Below are 17,075 nucleotides of genomic sequence, written 5' to 3' on the forward strand. Positions count from 1 at the left end.
GGTAGAACGATAGAGTAAACGAGAGTCTTGTTATAAGTAGGTTTCCCAAATTGGCGTTGTACCAATTTCACTCTGTATTGAGTCGATAAACAGTTTTGCCAAAGGTTGCTGATTGCGATGTGAGTACATAGCAAAGATATCGCTGTGAGTTGACAGCTGGTACTCAGGCAGAAGTTGTACAAGCCCTTGTTTTTCTATGTCTTCCTGTAACATGAACTGGCCAATAACTGCATAACCAAGGCCGTCCTTTACCGCGTCCATGATCAGATCAGTTTCGTTTACCTTGTATTTGGCATTCATGTTGAATGTTTTGATTTCACCAGGTTGCTTGTCATCAACAATTCTGATCTTGTCTGATAGGAAAGATTCACTTGAATACACGACCGCTGGTAGCTTTATTAACTCTTCTGGGGTTTGTGGATTGCCGTGTCTTGCTAAGAAATCTTCTGAAGCAATGATGGCCAGCTTATTGGTCGCTAGCTTGCGGACAATCATGTTCGACTCGCGAATCGGGCCGATGCGGAATACAACGTCGTAACCCTCGCTAATCACGTCAACTTTATGATCAGACAGTAAGACTTCGACAGTAATGTGGGGGTACTTGTGCATGAAGCTTTTGACGGCCTTTTTGAGGTATGTACGGCCAAAAAACGATGAGCTCGAGATCTTCAAATGACCACGGGGCTCAGCGTGAAAAGTGTCTGCAAGCTTTTTGGTCTCAGTCAGCAGCTCACGCACTTTTTTCGCCTGTTGGACCATCTCTTCGCCAGCATTGGTGAGTGATAGCGATCGGGTAGAGCGGTTGAGCAGTCTTAACCCTAGGCTGTCCTCTAATTTTTTTATCTGTTTAGACAATGCAGAACGGTCAATGTGGTTCCTATCGGCCGCCTTTGCAAAGGTGCCGTGTTCAGATACGTCGAGCAGTAATTCCAGTTGAGTCGCTAAGTCCATGCTCACACTCCTAGTCATATTTTTGTAATTAGATGTGATGGAGAGCGCATTTTACAAAACCTATTCGCAAAAATTATGGTTTTATTGGCACTTCACTAGTGTGTTTTATGCACCAATGCCGGGCTTATTCGATAACTTTGCCGATAGACCTTAAAAGTGTGCAAGGAGTACACAAATGCCCCCCTAGTTAGACGTAATGGTTATTTTGTAGATGAAAATACAATAACGGTAATAGCTTGCTGGTGAATAGGCTGAAAAGGGTATTGGAGCCATTAGACCGTGGGCCGAGCGATTGAGCCGGCATCTTAATCGTGCAAATTGGGCATTACTAAATGTCTGAATTGGGGATTTTTCCGCATCACCGCATCTTCTTAGAATAGCCGCCGCAAATAGGTGAGGTTATTTATGTATAAAAAGATGATTGCTGCTAGCGTGTTGTTAGCAGTGCTTAATGGATGCAGTGATGAAGAGGCTCAGACCTTAGCACCGCTAAAAGTTCTTCCTGAACTCGATATTGCACAAGTGGCGCAAGAGCCCGTGCAGCAGTGGTTCACTTACACCACACGCTTAGAAGCGCCGAAAGAGGTGGCTTTGATGCCACGAGTGTCGGGAATGATCGAAACGATTGAGTTTCAGGATGGTCAACGAGTAGAAAAAGGCGATCTGTTAGTGACACTCGATGCTCGCCCTTTTGCTGCTCGTGTGGAACAGCTCAAAGCTCAGCAGGCGAGTGCATTAGCTGCGCTTTCCCAAGCAAAGAGCGAACGTAAGCGTGCGGATGAGCTGATTAAACGTAAAGCGATATCTGCAGAGCAGGCTGAAACGCGTTCGACAGCGGTGAAGCAACGTGCCGCGGAGTTATCAGCGATTGTGGCTCAATTGAAATCGGCTCAATTAAACTTAGATTTTACGCGTATCTATGCGCCTATCAGTGGCACTATTTCTCATGCTTTTATCACTGAAGGCAATAACGTTAATGCCAACCAAAGTATTCTTACGGACATTGTTTCTAATGGAGAAGTGTATGCGTACTTTAATGTGGATGAGCGTACTTGGAATCGATACTTTTCTGAAACGACCGTAGAGTCTGCACTGCCAGCTCGTCTTACTCTTTCTGGACAAGCAAATAAATCGGTAACTGGTCGAGTTGATTTCGTTGATAACGCCATTGATGTTAATACCGGGACATTAACGGTGCGCGCTGTTTTCGATTCGAACAAACATCCTCTGTTAGTGGGTTCATTCGGCCGAGTGCAAATCACAACCAGTGATGAGCAAGATGTTTTATTGGTTCCAGAGCGTGCAATAGGTACAGACCTAGAAAACCGTTTTGTTCTCACTATGAATGAGGCGAATGTCTTGGAGTACCGACCGATCGAGTTGGGCGAACGTTACGGCAAGTATCGAGCGGTTATTAATGGCTTAGAGAGCAGTGATTACATCGCGGTAAATGGTCCCGCAAAGGTTGGGCCAAACACTAAGATTACTCCACGCCCTGTGAATCTTGACCTTTCAAGTACGCCATTGACATTGGCGAAGCTAGAAACGCAAGGGCAAAATGCCTCTTCGGTTCAAGGTCAATAGGAGTCGAGAAGTATGAAATTTGCACACTTCTTTATTCAGAGACCCATTTTCGCATCCATGCTTTCTCTACTCATTCTTATTGCTGGTGGTATCTCTCTGTTTCAATTGCCGGTTAGTGAGTACCCAGAGGTAGTTCCTCCAACTGTGGTAGTAACTGCGAACTATCCAGGTGCTAACCCGAAAGTGATTGCCGAAACCGTTGCTACACCTCTAGAGCAAGAGATCACCGGTACTGAGAACATGCTATACATGTTTTCTCAAGCAACGAGTGACGGGCGCATGACGCTAACGGTGACTTTTGCGTTGGGGACCGACTTGGATAAGGCTCAAGTACAAGTACAAAACCGCGTCAACAGTGCGCTTCCTCGTCTACCGCAAGCGGTTCAACGTCTGGGTGTTATTGCAGAGAAAGCCTCACCTGATTTAACCATGGTCGTTCATATCTATTCTCCGGATGAGAGCAGAGAGATCAGTTACTTGTCTAACTATACAAACCTCTACATCAAAGATGAAGTGGCAAGACTAGGTGGTGTGGGTGACGTTCAACTCTTCGGCGGCGGTGAGTACTCGATGCGTCTATGGTTGAACCCGGACGAGCTTGCTTCTCGCAACCTAACCGCAATGGATGTGGTTAATGCTGTACGAGCGCAAAACCAGCAAGTTGCAGCTGGTTCGTTGGGGGCGCAACCTGCAAGTATCGATAATCAGTTTCAGATTCTTTTGAATGTAAAAGGTCGTTTGGCAGACCTTGATGAGTTTCGCGATATTGTTGTCAGCGTTGGTGATAACGGCGGCATAACGCGTCTTCGCGATGTCGCAGAGGTCGAGTTAGGTCAGAATACCTACGCGTTGAGAGCGATGTTGAATGGCAAACCAGCAGTCGCGATGCCGATTTTCCAGCGACCGGGTTCCAATGCGATTCAGCTCTCTGATGATGTTCGCTCTGTTATGGCTCGTTTGTCTGAGAAATTTCCACAGGGTGTTTCCTATGAGATCGCATATGACCCGACCGTTTTTGTGCGAGAGTCTATTGATGCGGTAATTCACACGTTATTGGAAGCGATCGTTCTTGTTGTGATTGTGGTGATACTGTTCCTGCAAACATGGCGAGCATCGATCATTCCAATCATTGCGGTACCAGTATCTTTGGTTGGAACATTTGCCGTTATGCAGTGGTTAGGTGTCTCCATCAATACCTTGTCTCTGTTTGGTTTAGTACTCGCAATCGGTATTGTTGTCGATGATGCGATTGTAGTGGTTGAGAACGTTGAGCGTAATATTCATAACGGTCTTTCCCCATTGGACGCAACAAAGCAAGCCATGTCCGAAGTAACGGGTCCGATTATCGCGATTGCTTTGGTTCTATGCGCTGTATTTGTACCAACGACTTTCATTACAGGTTTGTCTGGGCAGTTTTACAAACAGTTCGCACTGACGATCACGATTTCGACCATCATCTCGGCGTTTAACTCTTTGACGTTGTCGCCAGCGCTTTCTGCACTTCTGCTTAAAGAGAAGGGGGCCAAACCAGATTGGTTGACGCGTGTATTGGATACAATCTTTGGCCGTTTTCTGTTCGCGCCGTTCAATAGACTGTTTGATGCAAGCTCAAATCAATATCAGAGCTTAGTTAAAAAACTGATTCGAATGAGCGCGATTGTAGTGGTGATCTACTTTGGTTTACTCGGTAGCACTGCGACCTTGTTTAATGCTGTGCCGGGAGGCTTCATTCCGCAACAAGATAAGCAATACTTGGTTGCGATTGCTCAGTTGCCTGATGCGGCGAGCTTAGATAGAACAGACGCAGTCATTCGTGAAATGGAACAAATGGCGCTCGAAACACCTGGGGTGGCGCAGACGATCTCTTTCCCTGGGCTTTCAGTGAACGGTTTCACTAACAGCCCTAACAGCGGCATTGTTTTTGTTACTTTGGAGTCGTTTGATAAGCGTATAACGCCAGAGCTTTACGCGAATGGAATTGTTGCTGAGCTAAATAAGCGTTTTTCTGTCATCGATGAAGCGTTTGTTGGGATCTTCCCACCACCACCAATTCAGGGGTTGGGTTCTACGGGTGGATTTAAACTGCAAATCGAAGACCGTTCGAATAAAGGGTTCGAAGAGCTGTTCAATCAACTGAACCAAGTGATCATGGAGGCTCGTGCTCGTCCTGAACTTATGGGGTTGTACTCAACCTTCAGGATTCAAGTTCCACAAATGGAGATCAACATTGATCGTGAGCAGGCTATGTTGCAAGGCATTCCGCTTGAGCAAGTGTTTGATGCTTTGCAGGTGTATCTTGGCTCTTTGTATGTCAATGATTTCAATATGTTTGGTCGTACTTACCAGGTTAACGCGCAAGCGGACGCGAATTTTAGGGTCGATCCGAGCCAGATTTTGAAATATGAAGTGAGAAACGCACGTGGTGACATGGTGCCGTTAGGAGCTGTACTGGAAGTCGTTCCATCGATTGGTCCAGATCGAGTGATGCACTACAACGGATATCCAAGCGCAGAGCTTAACGGTAGCCCAGCATTTGGTTACAGCTCTGATCAGGCCCAAAGTGCGATTGAAGAAGTTCTGGCGCAAACTCTATCGGAAGGTATGGTCTATGAATGGACAGAGGTGACGTACCAGCAGATCATTGCGGGAAATACCATGGTCTATATTTTCCCATTGGTTGTGCTACTGGTATTTATGGTTCTGGCATCTCAGTATGAGAGCTTAACGCTACCATTCTCAATCATTTTGATTGTCCCAATGACTATCTTATCGGCGTTAGCTGGGGTTTGGTATGTAGGGGGAGACAACAACATCTTCACTCAAATCGCCTTGATTGTATTGGTGGCATTGGCAAGTAAGAACGCGATCTTAATGGTTGAGTTCGCAAAAGAACTTAAAGATCAGGGGCAAAGTCCACTAGATGCGATTTTAGAGGCGTGCCGATTGCGTTTACGTCCAATCTTAATGACTTCTATTGCTTTCACAGCGGGCGTTATTCCATTGATGCTTGCAACCGGTGCTGGTGCAGAAATGCGTCAAGCGATGGGAACCGCAGTGTTCTATGGCATGCTTGGTGTTACCGTATTTGGGTTATTACTCACGCCAGTGTTTTACATGTTGGTGAATAGAAAGAGCAGCTAAGCACGAGCTAGTTGAAGACGAAAACCAAACCTTAAATAAAAAGCCCCTAACGTTTGTCGTAAGGGGCTTTGCTTTTGATATCTGTTGGCCGCTGAATAAAGGGGCTACCTTTCTCGGTAAAGCATATCATTGATCGTTTGCTGCGCTAGCTCGCTGACTCGATTGAGGTTTTTTTGTTTGTCTCTTTCTACTTTGGCTTGCTGGCGTTCTTTTTTCTGGTCTTGTTTGGGTTTAGTAGACTGCATTCAACCCTCCTTGCGTATTCAACGTTTTCGTTGCAATGCATAAAACTTAACCAATCGTCTCACGACTTGGGCTTGAAGATTAGCCACATAGTACTTATTACTGTATTAGGCTCTGCCTAATAATTTTATAAATTTAAGTGATGCTTCATGTGCGGTAACATCGTGTACAAAGTGTCGAAATTGGACAAAATAATGGATTTAGCAACACGATTGGAACTGCTTCTTGAAGTCTCTAAAGCTGGCTCTTTTGCCAAAGCGGCAGATAGGCTGAACGTTGATCGTTCTGTTTTATCAAAACAGGTTAAACAACTCGAAGAGCACTTGGGTGTTAGGTTGATCAATCGAACAACACGTTCACTTTCGTTGACTCATGTAGGAAAACAGATCGTCGAACAAGCAGTGAAAGTGAGTGAACTGCTTGAAGAGACGGAAAAGATAGCGGCGTGTTTCTATAAAGAACCTATTGGTAACCTTCGCATTTCGAGTACCACACTCTTTGGTCGTCGGTTTTTACAAAAAGCGGTTGAGGAGTTTCTCACTCGTTACCCAAGAGCGTCGATTGAATTGATATTAGATGATAGTCGTGTTGATTTGGTGGGCGAGGGGTTTGATATTGTTTTCCGTATTGGCCCAATGAGAGATTCATCGATGATTGCTAAGAAGCTTGCTGAAAACAAAACAGTCATCGTTGCCTCAGAAGCGTTTATTGACAAACACGGTATGCCACGTTGCCCGGAAGAGTTGACGATGCTACCGAGCATCATTTACTCACATGCGGGCTTTGTCGCGGACAAGGTGCAGTTCTATCCGGAGGATAACACCGGAGAGCTTGAAACTTATGCACTGAAAGGTAACTATCGAGTGAATGAACCCGAGTTGATTGTTGAAAGTGTAAAAGCTTCACTTGGGTTCGCTCAAATAGGCCAGTTTATGCTGAGTGAAGGGTTAGCTGAGCAAGGCTTAGTACAACTGTTACCAGAACGCGAAATCCCATCTTTTGGTGATATCTACGCAATGTACATGCATCGAAAGCAGTCGCCGCTTGTTTTGGCCTTTATTGAGATCGTTCAAGAGATCATCGGCACACCACCAAGTTGGGAAAAGCACTTTGCTTGAAGAGCACGAGCAAACATGCAATTTTCTTTATGATAGCTATTGACCTCAAGTTAACTTGAGGTCTTATTCTCTCTTTAAACATACAAGGAGAGAATGTTATGCAGAATGATTATATCAAAGCCCTAGCGGTCAAAACCTACCAAGAAGAACGTACACGAGAGTACGTCATATCTAAGAAACGTCCATTCCATCCATCGAGCTTTACGTTTGGGTTTATCGTTGCACTGATGTTTGTTCAGCTATTCTAGTTCTAAAGTTAAACCGATTGATATTGGGTAAATGTATTTACATATCAATTTGTTAGTGGTTGGAGTTGAATTAACACTAAGAAAGTTATATAACGCTCGTAAATTTATAAATGTTATTAATTGCATATCATTAATCATTTCATGGGTACTTTAGAAGTACAGTTCAAATCCTTAGATCTGCTACTGCTTCTAGACACCAATGTCTTGTAAATGAACATTGATACTTGGCATTTTGAGGGCGAGCCATGCTAGGGCAAATCGAAGGGACTGAAGTGAAAATCGCATCTAGGTGGTCGCGCTTTTGGGCGTTTTTCATTGATGGGTTAGTTGCTGCAGCCATAATGGTCGTACTTTTTTATTTTGATTCGACTAGGACCATCATGATTGTTGGCTCTGCTTCAGGAGAGGCTTTTTCTCTAGTTTTTTCCGCTCTTGTCTATCTGCTGTGCAATGGATACCTACTGCATAAGTATGGTCAGACAATCGGTAAGAATATTTTTGAAATTTCTATTGTTTCTATGAACAACCAGCCTTTAAGTCTGGCGAAGATCTTCTTCATGAGATGGGCTCCGTTCTACTTTATTATGTACCTGCCTACTAGGCTGTACGAGCTTTGGCCAAACTATGAATTGTTTAAGTTTCTTTCTTTACTAGCGATGATTTCTGTAATCCTGAACTACCTGTTTATTTTCGGAAAAGAAAGACGTTGTCTGCATGACAGGATAGCCGGGACAAAGGTTGTCGATTTATCAAAACCTAAGAGGGTTGATTTCAGCGAAGCCTAGCTAGCTCAATAGTTTAGAACTGAATGACTTAATCCTATTTTAAGCGGTTTATCTGACTCATATCTGAGCTTGGGTAAGCCGCTTTAATTCTTTGCGCTTGGTGGATGTTAACGAGTAGGCGATTGATGAGCTTCTGTAACGGCTCAATTTCTGGCAGCTTCTGATTCTTGGCTTGAGTTTCCAAATCTAAAGCTTGCTTCGAGAGTGTGTCGAGTCCTAAATTGAGAGACATGCCTTTGATTGAGTGAAGTGTCTTTTGTAGTGAACTGAGCTCTTTGGACATATAAAATTCAATCAGGTCGTCGACGGATTCTTCGAATTCCACAATTGTAGAGTCAATGAGTGTCGCGAGTCCTTCTTGGTCATCTTGCAACATCTGAATGATTTCAGAACGGCTGATCTCCTCTTCAGTGAGTCTTAACTTCTCAATAGGTTCTCGGTGAAGTGCGATGACATTGTTGCTCGTGCCTATATCCTCTTTCGCCATATTTGATTGTTTCGGCAATTGAGAAGAGAAATGGTGAAGGGCGTCTAAGAAACTTTCTTGTTGAAGCGGTTTGGTTAAGACGTGATCAGCACCAGCCTCAATAAAACTATCATGCGCCTCACGAAATACATCGGCAGTGTAGGCGAAGATTAGGATGTTTAGCCCTAAGGTTTCACGGATATAGCGTGTTGCTTCAATCCCATTCATCTCCGGCATGTGATTATCCATCAATACAAGATCAAAACGCTCGGCTCTGAGACGGTTTATTGCAACAGCACCGTTTTCTGCCAGTGAGACATGGTGGCCGTAGTTCTCGCAGAAGCCTTTGGCGACAATCGCATTTACGCGGTTATCTTCGACTAGCAGAATGTTCAATGATGTTGTTTCAACAGAGGTTGATGAATTTGGTAAGTCTGATTCTTTAACAAGTTCTTTTTCTCGCCAAGTGATTGGGAGAGTAATTTTGAAACGCGTGCCGAGCCCAGGAGCACTGTTGAGTTTTATCTCCCCTGACATAAGGTCAACGAGATTTTTGACAATGGCTAAACCAAGCCCTGTTCCACCAAATTCTCTCGTTGTCGATGTATCTGCTTGTTCAAAGGAATTGAAGATATGTGCGTGCTTCTCTTTGGGGATACCGATACCGGAATCTGTGACAGTAAACACAAGTTCTGACGTTGCTTGGTTCAGAGTAGCCTGAATCAGTACGTGCCCCTCGTTGGTGAATTTAGTCGCATTACCGCCGAGATTAAACAAGATCTGACGTAAGCGAGCGCGATCACCAAGAAGCTCGATATTGTTGGGAATTTCGTTTTCGGTCAGTAAGCGAATACCTTTTTCATCTGCCATCGGCTGTATCGCACTGCAAACCGGTTGCAACACTTGATGAAAACTAAATGGTGCAACCTCCAGTTCCAGTTTGTTCTCTTCAACCTTTGAAAAATCCAAGATGTCGTTGAGGATGGTCATCAGGTGTTGCCCAGAGTCTAAGATGATATCTATGTTCTCTTTGGTTGCTGGTTCCTTAGTCTGAGAAGCAATGATTTGTGATATGCCAAGTACTCCATTCATTGGAGTTCGGATCTCATGACTCATCGTAGAGAGAAACTCACTTTTGGCTTTAACGGCGGCTTCTGCTTTCTTCCTCTCTTCGATTAAGGCTTCGTTTGAATCGCGCATATCTTGCTCGTTTTTGATCAAGCTAAGGGCCATTTGTTTGAAACTGTGTGTGAGTTGAGCAACCTCATCCTTTCCTTGAAGGTTAGGGCTAGTGTTGAGCGTGTTCGCCCCTTTACTTAAATGTCCTTCGGAGACTTGCTGCGTTGCTTCTAGCAGGCATTTAATGCGCTTTCTGATTCTGCTTGAGGACCAAACCGCGACCAACAGCGATACAGACACAGTGAAGATAGCTCCCCCAATCAGAACATATGTGGTTTTAATCGCGCTGTTGTCAGACTTAACCACGCGGACACCGATGAGCTCGTTTTCGATTTCGATGAATTGTGCGATCTCTTTTCGGATCTCGTCGACAATGGTTTTTCCCGTCTGTTTTTGCGCAAACTTGATCACGCTGAGCATCGAAGCTTCGCCTTGGTCGACAAGTTGGCGTTGGGCGATCTCTTTTTCTCCAGACTCTTTGAGCCATCTCTCTAACAAGGCATCGATTCTATATAAGCGTTCAACTTGAGGTGGGTTATCGTCGACTTGTTTGGCTAATGTGGTGACTTTGTCTTTCCATACTGACAAAGCAAGATGGTAAGGCTCAAGGAATTCGGTATCGCCGGTGAGTAGGTAGCCTCGTTGTCCTGTTTCCATGTCAACGACTAAACTCAGTAACTCTTGGGCTCGTGCGATTGCTTTATGAGTGTGAACGACCCAGTGGTTATCTTTCACCATGGATTGAGTATTTTCATAAACTGATAGAGACACAAGCAACATAAACATGATGGGAATACAGAAACTGACAAATAGTTTCTTTTGCAGGGATATGTTGTCGAACCATGCAGCATACATGAAGAATATTGCCTCAAACCGTTTGCTATATTGAATCAGTGTAGAAGAGAAAAGTAAAAATGTTAGGTGTTAAAGTGCATATTGGTGCGGTAGATCAGCTTTAACCTCAAAAATACTCCTTTAGTGTAAGAGAAGATGGGTAGAGATCGTCATAATGATGAAACCTAAAGAGTTTAGATTGAGCTTAGCTGAGCGTATTTCTACAGGTAATGAATTCCAACTGGTACGATGATTTAATAATTCACTGTCTTTTTATAAATTATTCGTATGCTTTGTAACAAATTGTAATCATTCATGTTAGCATTTGTACGTTATACAACTACTCACTATGCAAAGATTGGAACCGTAACAATTAGTGATGGCTTTCAACGTAAAACACAACATTATAAAAACACAAAAATGAATACATATTTCTTCGCTAAGCAAGCAATTTTTAAGAAAGACAGATCAGTTTTCGGCTATGAAGTTTTATTTAGAAAATCAGGTAATGAGCCATTAACGTCTATTCCAGATAATGCAACTGATTCAATAATAAGTGGCAGTTTAGCATTGAGCCCAGTGACTCGGATAGATACTCAAAAGTATTGGTTTTTTAACTTCTGTGAACAAGATATGTTGAACAGAACTTATCGCATACTTCCCAAACAAAAGGTATGCCTAGAGGTGTTAGAGACTACCGTACCATCAAAAGCTCTCGTTCAAGAGATCAAGGCGGCAAAAGCATTAGGATATCGAATCGCGTTTGATGATTTCTCACCAGAGAACCCTTGGCGTAAGTACCTTCCGTTGGCAGATATTATTAAGTTTGATCTCACTAAAAGTGACTTAGACTATATTGAAACCGTGATGAGTGTGTGTGATCACCCGTGTCTATATCTAGCAGAAAAAGTAGAAACAGAAGAAGAATTTAAGCAATGTGTTGATATAGGGATGGATCTCTTTCAGGGTTATTATCTAGAGAGGCCTCAATTACAAGAATCTGATAATTTGTCACCAAGGCAGTCCACGCTCTTTAAAATACTTGAGAAAGTTAATTGTAAAAATGCCAATAAACATCAGATAGAGAATGAAATAAAGAAAGACGTCAGCACATATATTAGCATTATAAAAATGGCGAATGATATTAGCATAAAAATATCGAAGCCAATCGTGAATATAAAACATGCAATTAATTATTTAGGCCTGTATAAGATACAAGTTTTAGTTTCTACTATTATATCTTCTGAATTATGCAGTAATGAATATCTTTATGATAAAGCGATAAACAGAGCAAAAATGTTTGAGTTCTTGTGTCGAAAGTCGAATAATCGAGAAATGACCCAGTGTGGATTTTTTATCGGTTTAATAACGATACTTGATGAAATTACTCATAACAATGGTCAGCGAATTATCGACTCTATTAATTTGGAGCCTAGAGTGCGCGAGCAGATCAAACACAGAAAAGGTGAACTAGGTGAGGTATTGAGCCTTGTCGAATTACTTGAAAGTTCTGGTACATATCTGGAAGAACTTCCCACCAATATTACCGATACAACAGTTGATGACGTTCAAGCGATGTACAATCGGATCTATATTTAACAAAAAGAGCGCTAATTCGATTAGCGCTCTTTTTCTATCTCACAGTGTATTGATTACTCTCGGTTGCTAAACGATAGCGCGAGTCCATTTAGGTTATCCGCAGATACTGTGAGTTCTTGAGAAAGCGTAGACAGTGCTTCAGCTTGGGCGAGATTGCTCCGAGATGCGTCATTGATGCTCATGATGTTGGTGCTGATATCTTCGGCAACGGCACCTTGTTGCTCGGCAGCAGTTGCTGTTTGTAACGCGATATCAGAGATCTCACTTAATGAATTAGACATCGCAACTACTTTCGTCTCTGAGTGTTTAGTCTCTTGCACACATATTTGGCTTACGTTTTGATTTTCAATCATTTTGTCTTGAAGATCGTGTAAAGAGGTCTGTATGCGTCCAATCGTCTTTTGGATGTGTTCGGTAGCATCGTGAGTACGAATGCTTAACGCTCGAACTTCATCAGCAACGACAGCAAAGCCTCGACCAGCACTACCAGCTCTGGCTGCTTCTATTGCTGCGTTAAGCGCGAGTAGGTTGGTTTGTTCTGCAATGCCTTGAACTTCAGAGATAATGGCATTTATCTGCTCAGATTCACTAACAACCTTGGAAGCCACCAGTGTCGATTGCTCTACTTCTTGCGTCATCGTTTCTACTTTCTGACGTGTGATTCCAATGGAAGACAATGCTTCCTGACAGTGAGACTCGGCAATTTTAACCTGTTCAGATGTTTGCACGCAGTTCTTAGCGACATCTTGAATTGTTTGAGTCATCTCTTCGATTGCGACTGAAACTGCCTCTAGCTCTTGTGTTTCACGTGCGATATTAGACTGAGATTGTGCGGAGGACTTATTGACCTCTTCGGCACTGGAACGAATTGATAGTCCTCGGTCTGTTACGCGACCTAAGATAGTGCGAACTCGCCCTTGTTCAATCTTTAAGTGGTAATCGGTGGCATTGTTTCTGTTAGTGCTGAATACAAGGCGAGAGACGCTGTCGTAGTCATTAGCGCGCTGTTTCTGCTCTGATGGATTTGATACTAACTCACGATAGTAGAGCGAGAGTAAAAACGCCGGTGTCGCTAGATTGAATAGGGGGGAACTGGTAAAAGCAAGATAAGTAAATGCTGCGCCAGCAAGCAAACCAGATGCCAATTTTAGGTTCTGAAATCGACCTACTTGAACGTTGAGCGATGGTTTTTGGTTGAGTTTTTCGTAAGCCTCAATAGCGCGCGTTTTATATTGGTTATCTAAATGTACACGTACAGATTGGTAACCAACATGATCACCATTCTCATATATGGGACAAACAAAGGCATCTACCCAATAATAACCACCATCTTTAGTGCTGTTTTTTACAGCACCGCGCCAAACTTCACCTTGTTTTAAATGTGACCACAAATCAGCGAATGCTGCTTTCGGCATATCTTTGTGTCGAACGATATTATGATGCTGTCCTAATAACTCCTCTTTAGTAAAGCCTGCTATTTCACAAAATATATTATTGACGTATGTAATTCGACCGTTTAAGTCTGTCGTTGAGATAAGTTCTGCACCTACAGGTACATGGACTTCTTGGTTTATAGTCATTGTTATTGAAGCTCTTTATTAATAATTTGTTACACGCGGATATTAATTTATAAAATCATTCATTTGAATTATGAATTGCGTTTTAAGTGTGACCTTGCTTCCATTGGTTGGGCGTTGTTATTAATTGAACTGATATTTAACCATGGTATTAAAGTGGTTATTTTTCGTAAGGTTGGGTGGTGAAATTTGGAGCAAAAAAAAGAGCACAAATATGTGCTCTTAATAAATCTAACTGACTAATTTATAGAGTTAAAACACTACTTCTTTCGATGAGAGTAGGCTCTAATTCTACGACTTGAGGATAAACTTCTGGAGACTCCAAACGACTCAACAGAGTATCAACAGCCGCTTTACCTAGCCGATGTTTTGGCTGGTGGATGGTCGTTAATGCTGGGGTCATGTATTTCGATAAGTGGATATCATCGTAACCGATCAGTGAAAGATCTTGTGGTACACGTAACCCATCTTGCGCAGCAGCGTGAATCACACCCATAGCCATCATATCGTTGCAAACGAATAGGGCACTTGGCAGTCTTCCACGGTTTTTTAGCGTCTGAAATGCATCAAAGCCGCCGTCACACTCAAAGTTAGACTCAACAATCCAGTCTGCATGAACTTTAAGGTTGGCTTCACTCATGGCCTGTTTAAATCCTTCGTAACGTGAAGATGCTTGATTACGATGAAGAGGGCCTGTAATACAACCAATCTCAGTATGACCGTTATCAATAAGATGTTGGGTAGCCATATATCCCCCTTGGTGGGAGTTATCTTGGATCTTATCGCTTGCGAACAGCATTGGTCCCCAATCCATTACAACGACAGGCAACTCTGGGTAGCGTTCAAATACGTCTAAATGCTCACCCTCTAGTGTTGAGCACATCAACATTAAACCATCGACACGCTTCTGGAGCAGTGTGTCGATAGACGATTTCATACGTTCACTGTCGCCCTCTGTATTACAAAGTATGAGATTGTAGCCTTTCTCATAGCAACGTCGCTCTACGCCCTTTACAACTTCACCGAAGAATGGGTTCGTTGAGGTAGTCACCAACATACCGATCGTTTTTGTCTGCTTCATTTTAAGACTGCGAGCAAGGGCTGAGGGGGCATAGTTAAGCTCTTTTGCCGCTTTGTTGACGCGCTCTGCGATTTCGTCGCTAACAAATCGAGATTTGTTGATCACATGGCTAACGGTAGAGGTTGAAACCTTGGCAAGTTTAGCGATGTCTTTCATTGTTGCCATAATAATTCCTTGTGGTGCTGGTCGTTCCACTTTGGGCGATATTCTGCCTTAAAACAGACGGTTGTGCGCAACAAATTATTTAAAATTTATTACGCACTAGCTAAGACACTTTTCGTTATGAAGTTTGTAATTACCCTAACTGCTCAGCCAAAAATGCATCTGTTTCTTGACGTGACGGTATTGATGTTTGTGCACCAAAACGTGTCACTGAAATAGCCGCTGCAGCATGTGCGAACTTAATCGCCTTCTCTAGTGGCATCTCTTCAAGTAAGCCAGTGACCAATGCGCCATTAAATGTATCACCTGCAGCTGTTGTATCCGTAGCTTCAACGCGGAAGCCTGGAATCAATTCTCCTTGATTACCTTCACCACTATGGCTTAGCCAAACACCTTTCGCACCAAGCGTGATCATCACGGTTTCAATGCCTTTGTCATGCAGAGCAAGTGCTGCTTGGTGAGCAGATACGTCATCGGTCACGGTAACGCCAGTTAAGACTTCTGCTTCCGTTTCATTTGGTGTAATCACGTCGATGCATGCAAGCAGTTCGTTGGATAGAGGGCGAGCTGGTGCTGGGTTAAGAATCACTTTAGTGCCGGATTCTTTTGCCACTTTTGCTGCGTACTCGATGCCTTCAATCGGCGTTTCAAGTTGCGTCAACAGGTATTTTGCGCCGCGAATCTTATCAAGATGTGGTTCGATTTGCGCGCAGTCTAATTTGTTGTTTGCTTCAGCTGATAAACAGATACTGTTCTCACCGGTTGCGGATACTTGGATCATGGCAATCCCCGTTGGGGTACTTTCCGCAACAATCACACCATCGATATTGATGCCGTCTTTCTCGAAATCTTGGCGAATATTGATACCAAATGGGTCGTCACCAACACAGGCGATAAAACCGATATCTGCATTCAAGCGAGCAGCGGCAACCGCTTGGTTTGCGCCTTTACCGCCAGGAATGACCTGGTAGTTTCCGCCAATCAGTGTTTCGCCTGGGCGGGGGAAAGAGGGAACTTGCAGTACATGGTCAGCATTTACGCTACCTAAAACAATCAGTTGAGTCATGATACGAGCCTTATGATATATCGTATTTGAAAATGCATGGCTGTTTCTCATCACCGTCAACGGGTATCGAGAGATCGCGCAATGGGAAAGAGCTATGCACTGTCGTGATAGAAAGAAAGCGAGGGTCGGGGGACCCCCGCTGTTCTTAATTAAGAGAGATTATTTAGCAACAATTTTCAGAGGAACTGGTACGTACTCGTCAACTTTCTCGCCTTTCAGTACTTTGTCTGCCATTTCGATGCCAAGAGAACCGATTAGGTCAGGTTGTTGAGCAACGGTCGCACCTAGCAGGCCACGATTAACGGCAGCAATACCGTCGTCTGTGCCGTCAAAGCCAACGATCATTACGTCTTTACCTGAAGCTTGAACAGCACGTAGTGCACCTAGAGCCATTTCATCGTTCTGAGCGAATACAGCTTCAACGTCTGGGTTCGCTGCAAGTAGGTTTTCCATTACGTTCAGACCTTTAGTACGGTCGAAGTCAGCAGGTTGGCTTGCAAGAAGCTCAAGGCCGCTGCCGTTTACTGCGTTCATGAAGCCTTCACCACGCTCACGTGCCGCAGATGTACCAGCAATACCTTCAAGTTGGATTACTTTAGCTTTCTCGCCCACTTTTTCCATGATGAAGTGACCCGCCATTTCACCACCGATTACGTTATCAGAAGCGATGTGGCTCACTACATCACCACGGCTTGCACCACGGTCTAGAGTCAGTACAGGGATGCTTGAACGGTTAGCCATGCGAATCGCGTTAGATACAGCATCTGAATCTGTTGGGTTGATCAGGATAGCCTTAACACCACGAATGGTCAGATCTTCAATGTTCGATAGCTCTTTGCTCGGGTCGTTTTGAGAATCAAGAACGATAAGCTTGTAGCCTAGCTCTTCTGCTTTCGCTTCCGCGCCATCTTTCATTGTCACGAAGAACGGGTTGTTCAATGTAGACAGAACGATAGCCATTGTGTCTTGCGCTTGAGCAGACACAGAAACCGTTGTTGAAAGTAGAGCAGCAGAAATTAGAGTTGCTAATTTTTTCATGGT

General features: G+C 43.6%; 13 protein-coding genes. 6 read left to right on the forward strand and 7 right to left on the reverse strand.

The genetic code is table 11. From position 1 onward, the window contains the following. Positions 1–30 precede the first annotated feature (30 nt). A complete protein-coding gene (locus tag FIV04_RS21275; RefSeq protein ID WP_152470441.1) occupies positions 31–951 on the reverse strand; it encodes a LysR family transcriptional regulator in 921 nt (306 codons plus the stop codon). A gap of 405 nt (positions 952–1,356) precedes the next feature. On the opposite strand from FIV04_RS21275, the gene FIV04_RS21280 reads away from it, so the two are divergent. Continuing rightward, a complete protein-coding gene (locus FIV04_RS21280) occupies positions 1,357–2,535 on the forward strand; it encodes an efflux RND transporter periplasmic adaptor subunit (protein WP_152470442.1) in 1,179 nt (392 codons plus the stop codon). Between the two features lie 12 nt (positions 2,536–2,547). Further along, the gene (locus FIV04_RS21285; RefSeq protein WP_152470443.1) at positions 2,548–5,676 is read left to right on the forward strand and encodes an efflux RND transporter permease subunit; all 3,129 of its coding nucleotides are present in this window, start codon (positions 2,548–2,550) and stop codon (positions 5,674–5,676) included. Positions 5,677–5,780: 104 nt separating this feature from the next. On the opposite strand, the gene FIV04_RS27010 is transcribed toward FIV04_RS21285, so the two are convergent. Further along, positions 5,781–5,921: a hypothetical protein gene (locus tag FIV04_RS27010; protein ID WP_172974296.1), complete on the reverse strand. Its 141-nt coding sequence runs from the start codon at positions 5,919–5,921 to the stop codon at positions 5,781–5,783. Between the two features lie 192 nt (positions 5,922–6,113). On the opposite strand from FIV04_RS27010, the gene FIV04_RS21290 reads away from it, so the two are divergent. The 3 genes from FIV04_RS21290 to FIV04_RS21295 all read left to right on the forward strand — a co-directional run bounded on the left by FIV04_RS21290 (position 6,114) and on the right by FIV04_RS21295 (position 8,070). After that, complete coding sequence (locus tag FIV04_RS21290) at positions 6,114–7,037, forward strand: LysR family transcriptional regulator (RefSeq protein ID WP_152470444.1); 924 nt, start codon at positions 6,114–6,116, stop codon at positions 7,035–7,037. Positions 7,038–7,135: 98 nt separating this feature from the next. Continuing rightward, complete coding sequence (locus tag FIV04_RS27015; protein ID WP_172974297.1) at positions 7,136–7,285, forward strand: hypothetical protein; 150 nt, start codon at positions 7,136–7,138, stop codon at positions 7,283–7,285. Between the two features lie 272 nt (positions 7,286–7,557). Further along, the gene (locus FIV04_RS21295; protein ID WP_253895464.1) at positions 7,558–8,070 is read left to right on the forward strand and encodes an RDD family protein; all 513 of its coding nucleotides are present in this window, start codon (positions 7,558–7,560) and stop codon (positions 8,068–8,070) included. Between the two features lie 34 nt (positions 8,071–8,104). Here the strand turns inward: FIV04_RS21295 and FIV04_RS21300 are convergent, their stop codons facing one another. Next, positions 8,105–10,570, reverse strand: coding sequence for a CHASE3 domain-containing protein (locus FIV04_RS21300; RefSeq protein WP_152470446.1), 2,466 nt, complete (start codon positions 10,568–10,570; stop codon positions 8,105–8,107). A 294-nt stretch (positions 10,571–10,864) separates the two neighbouring features. On the opposite strand from FIV04_RS21300, the gene FIV04_RS21305 reads away from it, so the two are divergent. After that, the gene (locus tag FIV04_RS21305; protein ID WP_152470447.1) at positions 10,865–12,148 is read left to right on the forward strand and encodes an EAL and HDOD domain-containing protein; all 1,284 of its coding nucleotides are present in this window, start codon (positions 10,865–10,867) and stop codon (positions 12,146–12,148) included. Between the two features lie 53 nt (positions 12,149–12,201). Here FIV04_RS21305 and FIV04_RS21310 read toward each other — a convergent pair whose 3' ends face one another. The 4 genes from FIV04_RS21310 to rbsB all read right to left on the reverse strand — a co-directional run bounded on the left by FIV04_RS21310 (position 12,202) and on the right by rbsB (position 17,072). After that, the gene (locus FIV04_RS21310; RefSeq protein WP_152470448.1) at positions 12,202–13,728 is read right to left on the reverse strand and encodes a PAS domain-containing methyl-accepting chemotaxis protein; all 1,527 of its coding nucleotides are present in this window, start codon (positions 13,726–13,728) and stop codon (positions 12,202–12,204) included. 241 nt (positions 13,729–13,969) lie between these two features. Further along, positions 13,970–14,971 carry a substrate-binding domain-containing protein gene (locus FIV04_RS21315; RefSeq protein ID WP_152470449.1) on the reverse strand — a complete coding sequence of 334 codons (1,002 nt, stop codon included), beginning with the start codon at positions 14,969–14,971 and terminating at the stop codon, positions 13,970–13,972. Between the two features lie 130 nt (positions 14,972–15,101). Next, on the reverse strand, positions 15,102–16,034 hold the full coding sequence (gene rbsK / locus FIV04_RS21320) for a ribokinase (protein ID WP_152470450.1): 933 nt from the start codon (positions 16,032–16,034) through the stop codon (positions 15,102–15,104). 159 nt (positions 16,035–16,193) lie between these two features. Continuing rightward, positions 16,194–17,072 carry a ribose ABC transporter substrate-binding protein RbsB gene (rbsB, locus tag FIV04_RS21325; RefSeq protein WP_032552358.1) on the reverse strand — a complete coding sequence of 293 codons (879 nt, stop codon included), beginning with the start codon at positions 17,070–17,072 and terminating at the stop codon, positions 16,194–16,196. Positions 17,073–17,075: the final 3 nt, after the last annotated feature.

It is taken from the genome of Vibrio sp. THAF190c (assembly GCF_009363355.1).
Lineage (GTDB): Bacteria > Pseudomonadota > Gammaproteobacteria > Enterobacterales > Vibrionaceae > Vibrio > Vibrio fortis_A.